Source organism: Microvirga aerilata (assembly GCF_016743775.1).
GTDB classification, from domain to species: domain Bacteria; phylum Pseudomonadota; class Alphaproteobacteria; order Rhizobiales; family Beijerinckiaceae; genus Microvirga; species Microvirga aerilata.
In genome coordinates, this window is record NZ_JAEQMY010000013.1 from 1 (window position 1) to 8,748 (window position 8,748).

The following is an 8,748-nucleotide window of genomic DNA, read 5'->3' on the forward strand; positions in this document are numbered from 1 at the left end:
GCAGATCAGCCCTGGACCATCATGTCCATCGGCTTGCGTGAATGGGCGCATCAGTTCTGATCAGTGGGACTTGGTATAAGCTGGCTGCTCTAGGCCGCTCACAGGCTGTTATCGAATTCGACCTGGAAGGCATTGTACTTGCCGCAAACAACAATTTCTTTGATGTCACGGGCTATACGCTCGAGGAGATCAGAGGAAAGCACCACAGCTTCTTTGCCGAGCCTGCTCTGCGGGAAAGCCGCGATTATGCGGAATTCTGGAGAAGGTTGAGGGCCGGCGAGTACCAAGCCGGTCGATACAGACGTCTGGGCAAGGGAGGCCGGGAAATCTGGATCGAGGCGAGCTACAACCCTCTCCTCGGCCGGGACGGCAAGCCCTTCAAGATCGTCAAGTTTGCCACCGACATCACCAGGCAGATGCAGGAGCAGGCTGACCTGCGGGGCCAGGTTGAGGCCATCGGAAAGTCTCAGGCTGTGATCGCCTTCGACCTGGAGGGCAACATCCTCGATGCAAATGGCAATTTTCTGGCCGCTCTCGGCTATTCTCTCGAGGAGATCGCGGGCAAGCACCACAGCATCTTCGTCGAGCCCACCATGCGGAACAGCCCCCAATACTTGGAGTTCTGGCGCAGGCTCCAGGCTGGGGAGTATCAGTCGGGACAGTACAAGCGGATCGGCAAGGGCAACCGGGAGGTCTGGATCGAGGCCAGCTACAATCCCATTCTGGATCCGAGCGGGCGCCCCTACAAGGTCGTGAAGTATGCAACCGACGTGACCCAGCAGGTCAATCTGCTGGTCAATCTGCGCCAGATGATCGAGAGTAATTTCGGCGAAATCGATGCGGCGCTGAGCCAGTCCCGGCAAGAGGCAAGCGACGCCACACACGCTGCGACAAGCACGTCCGGCAATGTGCAGATGATGGCGGCGGCCGCCGAGGAGCTGGCTGCATCGGTCGGCGAGATTGCTCAAAGCATGGCCAACTCCCGCGCCGCCACGGACATAGCGTTCACGGAAGCGACAAACGCGACCGAGTTCACGGACAAGCTTTCGGCCGCCGCGTCTGCGATGGGGGGAATCGTCAGCCTCATTCAGAACATTGCGGGCCAGATCAACCTGCTGGCTCTCAATGCGACAATCGAAGCGGCTCGCGCCGGGGAAGCCGGTCGAGGCTTTGCGGTCGTGGCGAGCGAGGTGAAGAACCTGGCCTCGCAGGCTGCTCGGGCGACCGAGCAGATCACAAGCGAAATCGACGCCGTTCAAAGCGTCTCAAGCGGAGTTGTCCAGGCGCTTGCCAAGATCCAGACCTCCGTTGAGACGATGAGGGATCACGTGATCAGTGCAGCTGCTGCCGTTGAAGAGCAAAGTGTCGTAACGCAGGAGATGTCGTCGAACATGCAAGGTGCGGCTCATGCCGTCAGCAACATCTCCAGCAACATCGGCACGATCTCGGCTGCGGTTGGAAGGGTGTCTCAAGCCGTGGAAACCACGAAGGAAGCCGCAGCAGTTCTCGCCCGGTAATCGGTTGCCTGGAGCTGATGCGGCAGAGGCAGAGCCCAAAAGGCCGCCATTACGGTTCGCGTGAGACCTTCTGCCTCGCCATTCATGCCTTGTGAGGGCCGGGATTTGGCTCAAAAGAGCTTTGTCATGTAGCTCAATCGAGGTACATCGTCGTCCTGCAAATGACAGGGATCCGGCAGCTTGCCGGCAATCTCGATCCAAGTCCCCGGACGCCAGGCCAGCTCAAGCGCGGCTTTCATGCGCCGGCATATGACGTGAGATGCATGCCATGACCAATGTGGAAGAGCTGAAGGCGATCATCGCAGACACGTGGCGTGATGAGGAAATGGCCTTGTCGGCCTGCTATGGCCTCGAAGCTTATTCCAAGCTTTGGCCTTTCGTCGTGACGGTCAATGACTGGAATGTCTGGAACGAGACAAAAAGCAACCTCAGCCATGAGGTTCTGGAATGGCTCAAGCAGCATGGCGGCACATGGGATTTCTACCACCTGCTAGGCAGTTGGGGGCTTGTCGGGTTCAAGGACCTGAAGGCTGCCACGCATTTCCGTATGCGGTGGTCGGGGGCGCTCAAGGCATCGCCCTCGTCAGGCCGGACCTGGAACCCGCATCCGCATGACAGCACCTTCGCGCCGTGCCCGCCCCGCGCAACCTCGTCCCGGTCGCTGCAGTCCAGGCAGGTTGTGCGGTAAACCCGCTCTCTACGAAGCATCAAGCCGGCCGGGCCCCTGCGGGCTGAAAAGCCATGCCCTATGACCGGCCGCGTCGAAGGTGCGATGTGATCGAAATAAAGGGCCTCGGGTGCTCTAGGCGGTGAATACCGCCCCGTAGTGTGTGCCGTCCGTCCAAACGAGCCGAACGCCCGCAACCGCACTCTCGCCTGGTATGCACAACGCAAACTCCAGCGGGATCTCGGCGGTGTCCGAGACCACGATGCGCACGCCGGTCTCGGAAAGGTCCCACACGACACAGTCGATGGGCGCTTGGCCTTTCCGAAATGCGATCTGCCCTTCCAGAGAGGTGGAAAACCGCTCGTTCGCCCGACGCTCCGCCATGTTCTGCCTCATGCTCAGGAATTCACCTTAAGGAAAACTCCCTATAGGGGCTGAAGCTGGCATGAGGCTTTTCCTATGCATGATCGACGAAGCATGAAGAGGCCGATGGATTCCTCAGTGGCTTCGATCAGGAGCTGAAGAGTTCCGGGTGCTCGGCTTCGACCTGGGGCAGGGCTCGTAGGATTTCCGTGAGATGCCGGCGCATGGCCTCGGCAGCGTTGTCCTCGTCCTTGGCATCGATAGCCGACATGATGGTGCGGTGCTGCTCGATCAATGGCAGCATGGCCTCCGGCCCAGGGAGGGTGAGCTGGCAGACGCGGTCCATGTGGGCCTTGATGTCCTGGACAGCCTCCCATGCCAGCGGGCAACCGGCGCCCTCAGCCAGCGCAATGTGGAACAGTTCGTCATAGCGCTGGAAGGCAGCGTGATCGTCGCGCCGCGCGGCCTGTTCCTGCATCTCGAGCAGATCGTTGATCCTTTCCCGGCTCTGCCGGTCGAAGGATGAGCACGCCCGGCGCACGACGGCGGTCTCGATCGCCTCACGCACGAAGCGCGCCTCCATCATCTTCCTGACCGATATCTTCACCACGACCGTGCCGCGTTGGGGCTGGATCTCCACCAAGCGCGTGCGGGCAAGGCCGATCAGGGCCTCACGCACCGGCTGACGGGAAACGCCGTGCCGTTCGGCGATATCGCTTTCCGACAGCCGGACGCCAGGGGGAAGCTCCAAGGCAACGATCAGCCGGCGCAACTCGCTTTCGATGCGCTGGGCTGCGGAGCCATGGGAAACTGGAAAGGGCGTGTTCACGGCGGATCTCATTCTTTTGGCGAGTTGCGTTATATATTAGTGCATACTACCATACAAGCGTCGACCAGTTAAGCAGCGCCAAGCTGCATCTGGCCCCGGCTCAGGTGGGTGGACCGCCCGAGCCGAATACCGATTCGGCAGGAAGCCGGATCGGTAACAGTAGAGCACATGAGGAAGCCCTAGGAGGAATACTATGCTGACGAGAAGAACTCTTGCTGCGGTCACCCTTGGCCTGTGGACGGCCCTGATGAGCGGCACCGCAGGTGCCCAGACGACCCTCCGCTCCGCGGATATCCACCCGGATGGATATCCGACCGTTGAGGCGGTGAAGCATTTCGGCACCCTGCTCGAGAAGAAGACGAACGGCCGCTACAAGGTGCAGGTGTTCCACTCGGCCCAGCTCGGGCAGGAAAAGGACACGATCGAGCAGACCCGTTTCGGCGTGATCGACCTGAACCGGATCAACATGGGTCCGTTCAACAACCTGATCCCTGAAACCCTCATCCCCGGACTTCCCTTCATCTTCCGGTCGGTCGACCACATGCGCAAGACCATGGACGGACCTGTGGGCGAGCAGATCCTGAAGGCCTTCGAACCCCACGGCCTGGTGGCGCTCGCCTTCTACGACTCGGGTGCGCGGTCCTTCTACAACTCCAAGCGCGCCATCAACTCGCCTGCCGATCTCAAGGGCATGAAGGTCCGCGTGATCCAGTCCGACCTCTTCCTCGACATGGTGAACGCGCTGGGCGCCAATGCGACCCCGATGCCTCCGGGCGAGGTCTACTCCGCCCTGCAGACCGGTGTCGTGGACGGTGCCGAGAACAATTGGCCGAGCTACGACTCCTTCCGTCACTTCGAAGTGGCGAAGTACTACTCCCTGACCGAGCATTCCATGTCGCCGGAAGTGCTGGTGATGTCGAAAAGGAGCTTCGACAAGCTCTCGCCGGAAGACCAGAAGGCTGTGCGCGAGACGGCCAAGGAGTCGGTCGTCAAGATGCGCGAACTCTGGGAAGCCCGCGAGAAGGAAGCCGAGAAGAAGATCCGGGCCAGCGGCAGCCAGATCAACAACGTCGACAAGCAGCCCTTCATCGATGCGATGAAGCCCGTCTACGAGAAATACGCCAAGGATGCGAAGGTGAAGGATCTCGTTTCACGCATCCAGGCGACGAACTGAGTTCGGTCCTCCCGAACCAACCTGGGCCGGCTTCGGCCGGCCCTTTTTTCACCGCTGGAGATTATGATCGATGCGCGCTGGTCTTGCCGCGCTATCCCGAATTCTAGCCGTCGTGAACCGGGCGGCGCTATGGATTTCCGGGATCGGCCTCGTTCTGATGACTGCCTTTGTCGGCTGGCAGGTGTTCGGCCGATACGTGCTGAACCAGTCCCCCAGCTGGACTGAGCCTGCCTCGCTGCTGCTCATGAGCTGGTTCATCCTTCTCGGCTCCGCCGTGGGAGTCCGGGACGGCAATCATCTCGGCTTCGAGATCGGCCTTCACTACGCGCCCCATGGTTTGCGCCGCCTCATGCTTGGCGCCACCGAGGTGCTGGTTTTCCTATTTGGTGCAGCCATGACCTGGTACGGCGCAGAGCTTGCAGCGGAGACCTGGTCAGCGGCGATGCCCGGATTGCCGATCCCGCAAGGTATGGACTACGTGCCGCTCGCGGTCGGCGGTTTCCTGATTGCCCTTTTCTCGTTGGAGAAGTTCGTTCGCCTCCTGTCCCTCGGGGAAGAAGTGCCGCTCGTGCGGGTGGACGAGCCTCATCTCGTTGCTGTGAAGGATTGATGCCATGGAGATGTGGGTTCTTTTCGGCGTCTTCACGCTGCTGCTTCTCATCGGCACCCCGGTTGCGTTCTGCCTGGGCATCGCTTCGCTCGCGACCATTCTGTACATGGGACTGCCGCCTGTGGTGGTGTTCCAGCAGATCAACTCCGGCATGAACGCCTTCGCCATGATGGCGATCCCGTTCTTCATCTATGCGGGCGACCTCATGATGCGGGGTGGCATTGCCGATCGCCTGATCCGTCTTGCGGCCGGCCTCGTCGGCCATCTGCGCGGCGGCCTCGGGCAGGTGAACGTCGTGGCCTCCACCCTCTTCGGCGGCATTTCCGGATCCGCGATCGCGGACGCATCGGCCATCGGCGGCATCATGATTCCGCAGATGGAGAAGCGCGGCTACGCCAAGGATTACAGCGTCAACGTCACCGTGAACGCCGCGATCATCGCGCTCCTGATCCCGCCGTCCCACAACATGATCATCTATTCGATCGCGGCGGGCGGCACGATCTCGGTGGCGGATCTCTTCACCGCCGGCGTCATCCCCGGCTTCCTGCTCGCGGTTGCGCTGATGATCACGGCCTATGTGGTCGCCGTTCGCCGGGGTTATCCGGCCGATCCGTTCCCGGGTCTGCGGATGCTGGCCTATTTCTTCGCCTCGGCCGTGCCTGGCATCCTGCTGATCTTCATCATCTTCGGCGGCGTGCGCTCCGGCGTGTTCACCGCAACGGAGAGCTCTTGCATCGCGGTGGTCTATGCCCTGCTCGTGACGCTCTTCGTTTACCGTGAGATGAACTGGGAGAACTTCGTCGAGGCGACCCTCGGCGCGGTGCGCACGACCGCCATGGTCCTTCTCGTCATCGGCACGGCCAGTGCCTTCGGCTGGCTTATGGCCTTCCTCCAGGTACCGCAGGCGACGATCGCGCTGATGCAAGCCGTTTCGGACAACCCCATCGTCGTCCTGCTGCTCATCAACGTCATCCTGATCGTGCTCGGCACTTTCATGGACATGGCGCCGATGATCATCATCTGCACGCCGATCTTCCTGCCCGTCATCAAGGCCTTCGGCATCGACCCGGTGCATTTCGGCGTCATCCTGATTCTCAACGCCGGCATCGGCCTCAACACGCCGCCTGTGGGTTCTGTTCTCTTCGTCGGCTGCGCAGTGGGCAAGATCGCCATCGGCGAGGCCATGAAGACCATCTGGCCCTTCCTGGGAGCGAGCGTTCTCGTCCTGCTCCTCGTCACCTACATCCCTGGCCTTTCGCTCTGGCTCCCGGCGCTGTTCCGCTGAGCTGTTCCCGTTCCTTCCATCGAAAGAGATACCGATGACCATCGAAATCCGGCAGGTATGCCACCCCGAAGCCGTTCGCCATTTCAGCTCGGAGGAACTGCGCCGTCATTTCCTGATCGAGAAGCTTTTCGTTCCCGATGAGATCAAGCTGACCTACAGCCATATCGACCGGCTGGTGGTCGGGGGAGCGACCCCGGTTTCCGGCGCGCTCATCTTGGAGTCGCACAAGCAGATAGGGTCGCCCAACTTCCTCGATCGGCGAGAGCTCGGCGTCATGAACCTCGGCGGAGCAGGTCGTGTCACAACGGACGGGCAGGTCCATGAACTCGGGCCGCGCGACGCTCTCTATGTGGCCATGGGCACCAAGGAGGTTCGTTTCGAGAGCGCCGACGGAAGCACCCCGGCCAAGTTCTACCTCGTCAGCACTCCGGCTCATGCGCGTTTCGAGACCGTGAAGATCGGCCTCGACCGCGCGCGCCGGGTCGACCTGGGAGACGCCTCCAACGGCAATGTCCGGACCATCTTCCAGATGATTCACCCGGAGGTGTGCCGCTCCGCCCAGCTCGTGCTCGGCATGACGCAGCTGAAGCCGGGCAGCATGTGGAACACCATGCCGGCTCACCTCCACGATCGCCGCTCGGAGGTCTATGTCTATTTCGACCTGCAGCCGGATGCGCGCGTGTTTCATCTGATGGGCGAGGCCCAGGAGACCAAGCATCTCGTCGTTGCCAACGAGCAGGCGATCCTGTCTCCCGGCTGGTCGATCCATTCGGGCGTCGGCACCAGCAACTACGCCTTTGTCTGGGCCATGGGTGGCGACAACCAAGACTTCACCGATATGGACATGGTGCCCATGGACGCCTTGCGCTGAGGGACGGGCGATGATTTCCTTCGATCTGAAAGGCAAGACTGCCGTTGTGACCGGGGCCAATACAGGCCTCGGGCAAGGGATTTCGGTTGCGCTGGCCCAGGCGGGCGCATCCATCGTCGGGGTGGGGCGCTCCAGCATGGAGGAGACCGAGGGCCTATGCCGCGAGGCCGGCGCCAGGTTCCATGGTGTGCAGGCGGACCTTGCGACCCTCGAGCCCATCGAGCGCATCATCGGTGAGAGCATGGAGATGAGTGGCCGGATCGACATCCTGGTCAACAATGCCGGCATCATCCGACGGGCCGACGCCATCGAGTTCAGTGAGAAGGACTGGGATGACGTCATGAACGTCAATCTCAAGTCCACGTTCTTTCTGACCCAGGCGGTGGCCCGGACCATGCTGGCGGATGGGGGAGGCGGCAAGGTCATCAACATCGCCTCGCTTCTGTCTTTCCAGGGCGGAATTCGAATCCCGTCCTACACGGCAAGCAAGAGCGGCCTTGCAGGCCTCACGCGGCTGCTTGCCTGCGAATGGGCGGCAAAAGGCATCAACGTGAATGCCATCGCGCCGGGCTATTTCGTTACCAACAACACCGAAGCGCTTCGCGACGACCCGAAGCGAAGCACCGAAATCCTGGGCCGGATCCCGGCAGGTCGCTGGGGCGACCCGGGCGATCTCGGTGGCGCTGCCGTGTTCCTGGCGTCTTCGGCTGCGAACTACATCCATGGCGTCGTTCTGCCCGTCGATGGCGGCTGGCTGGCGCGATAAGAGTATTCTGGAGGAACAATGAACCGTAACGGCCAACCCTTTGCATTCGACCGCGACATCGAGTGGGAGCCCGCCGGCGAGGGCGTCCGGAGAAAAGTGCTGACCTACAATCCGGAGGTGATGATGGTGCGTGTGATCTTCGAGGCCGGCGCCATCGGCACCCCTCACTCGCATCCACACATCCAGTGCAGCCTCGTCGAGCAGGGCGTCTTCGACGTCACCGTTGCCGGACGCACTGAGCGCCTGAAGCAGGGCGACAGCTTTCTTGTGCCGTCAGGGGCGGTTCATGGCGCTGTCGCCATCGAAGCCGGTGTGCTCCTCGATGTGTTCACGCCCATGCGCGAGGACTTCGTCGCTCAAATCTGAGAAGCTTTCCGCGGCTCGAACATAGGTCGGTGCTGCGAAAACCCGATCCTTATCTTTACGGCCTCGTCAGCCCCAGTGGTCGACGAGGCCGACTGTTTTCCATTTCATGCAGACGCGCCGGTCCAAGACCATCGGTGTGCCGGGCCTCGGGCTGACCGGGATTGCTGCCATATAGGCAGCCTTTTAGTGATCACATTCCATATGGATAAGCGGCGGCAGCAGGAACGCCAGTTGCGCCGGCAAGGCAGGCGTTTTTGCCCTGTTAACCCTGTGCTCCCTTTCTTATTAGGGGCCGAAAAA

The 8,748-nt window shown here is 61.3% G+C and carries 10 protein-coding genes; 8 read left to right on the forward strand and 2 right to left on the reverse strand.

All coding sequences use genetic code 11. The annotated features are described in order from the left end of the window. The first annotated feature begins 41 nt into the window (after positions 1–41). Positions 42–1,517, forward strand: a complete 1,476-nt coding sequence (locus JKG68_RS11125; RefSeq protein ID WP_202059282.1) for a methyl-accepting chemotaxis protein — start codon at positions 42–44, stop codon at positions 1,515–1,517. 268 nt (positions 1,518–1,785) lie between these two features. Further along, the gene (locus JKG68_RS11130; protein WP_202059283.1) at positions 1,786–2,205 is read left to right on the forward strand and encodes a hypothetical protein; all 420 of its coding nucleotides are present in this window, start codon (positions 1,786–1,788) and stop codon (positions 2,203–2,205) included. A gap of 114 nt (positions 2,206–2,319) precedes the next feature. Here JKG68_RS11130 and JKG68_RS11135 read toward each other — a convergent pair whose 3' ends face one another. Both JKG68_RS11135 and JKG68_RS11140 read right to left on the reverse strand, forming a co-directional pair. Continuing rightward, positions 2,320–2,568 carry a PilZ domain-containing protein gene (locus JKG68_RS11135; RefSeq protein WP_202059285.1) on the reverse strand — a complete coding sequence of 83 codons (249 nt, stop codon included), beginning with the start codon at positions 2,566–2,568 and terminating at the stop codon, positions 2,320–2,322. A 127-nt stretch (positions 2,569–2,695) separates the two neighbouring features. Continuing rightward, complete coding sequence (locus JKG68_RS11140) at positions 2,696–3,376, reverse strand: GntR family transcriptional regulator (RefSeq protein WP_312890778.1); 681 nt, start codon at positions 3,374–3,376, stop codon at positions 2,696–2,698. 193 nt (positions 3,377–3,569) lie between these two features. On the opposite strand from JKG68_RS11140, the gene JKG68_RS11145 reads away from it, so the two are divergent. The 6 genes from JKG68_RS11145 to JKG68_RS11170 all read left to right on the forward strand — a co-directional run bounded on the left by JKG68_RS11145 (position 3,570) and on the right by JKG68_RS11170 (position 8,448). Continuing rightward, positions 3,570–4,550, forward strand: a complete 981-nt coding sequence (locus JKG68_RS11145; protein WP_202059289.1) for a TRAP transporter substrate-binding protein — start codon at positions 3,570–3,572, stop codon at positions 4,548–4,550. A gap of 70 nt (positions 4,551–4,620) precedes the next feature. Beyond that, a complete protein-coding gene (locus JKG68_RS11150; protein ID WP_202059291.1) occupies positions 4,621–5,160 on the forward strand; it encodes a TRAP transporter small permease in 540 nt (179 codons plus the stop codon). 4 nt (positions 5,161–5,164) lie between these two features. After that, a complete protein-coding gene (locus JKG68_RS11155) occupies positions 5,165–6,445 on the forward strand; it encodes a TRAP transporter large permease (protein ID WP_202059293.1) in 1,281 nt (426 codons plus the stop codon). Positions 6,446–6,479: 34 nt separating this feature from the next. After that, the gene (gene kduI / locus JKG68_RS11160; protein ID WP_202059295.1) at positions 6,480–7,316 is read left to right on the forward strand and encodes a 5-dehydro-4-deoxy-D-glucuronate isomerase; all 837 of its coding nucleotides are present in this window, start codon (positions 6,480–6,482) and stop codon (positions 7,314–7,316) included. Positions 7,317–7,326: 10 nt separating this feature from the next. Beyond that, positions 7,327–8,082 carry a 2-dehydro-3-deoxy-D-gluconate 5-dehydrogenase KduD gene (kduD, locus tag JKG68_RS11165; RefSeq protein WP_202059297.1) on the forward strand — a complete coding sequence of 252 codons (756 nt, stop codon included), beginning with the start codon at positions 7,327–7,329 and terminating at the stop codon, positions 8,080–8,082. An 18-nt stretch (positions 8,083–8,100) separates the two neighbouring features. Beyond that, entirely contained in the window at positions 8,101–8,448 is a 348-nt protein-coding gene (locus tag JKG68_RS11170; protein ID WP_202059299.1) for a cupin domain-containing protein, read from the forward strand. The last annotated feature ends 300 nt before the right edge of the window (positions 8,449–8,748 follow it).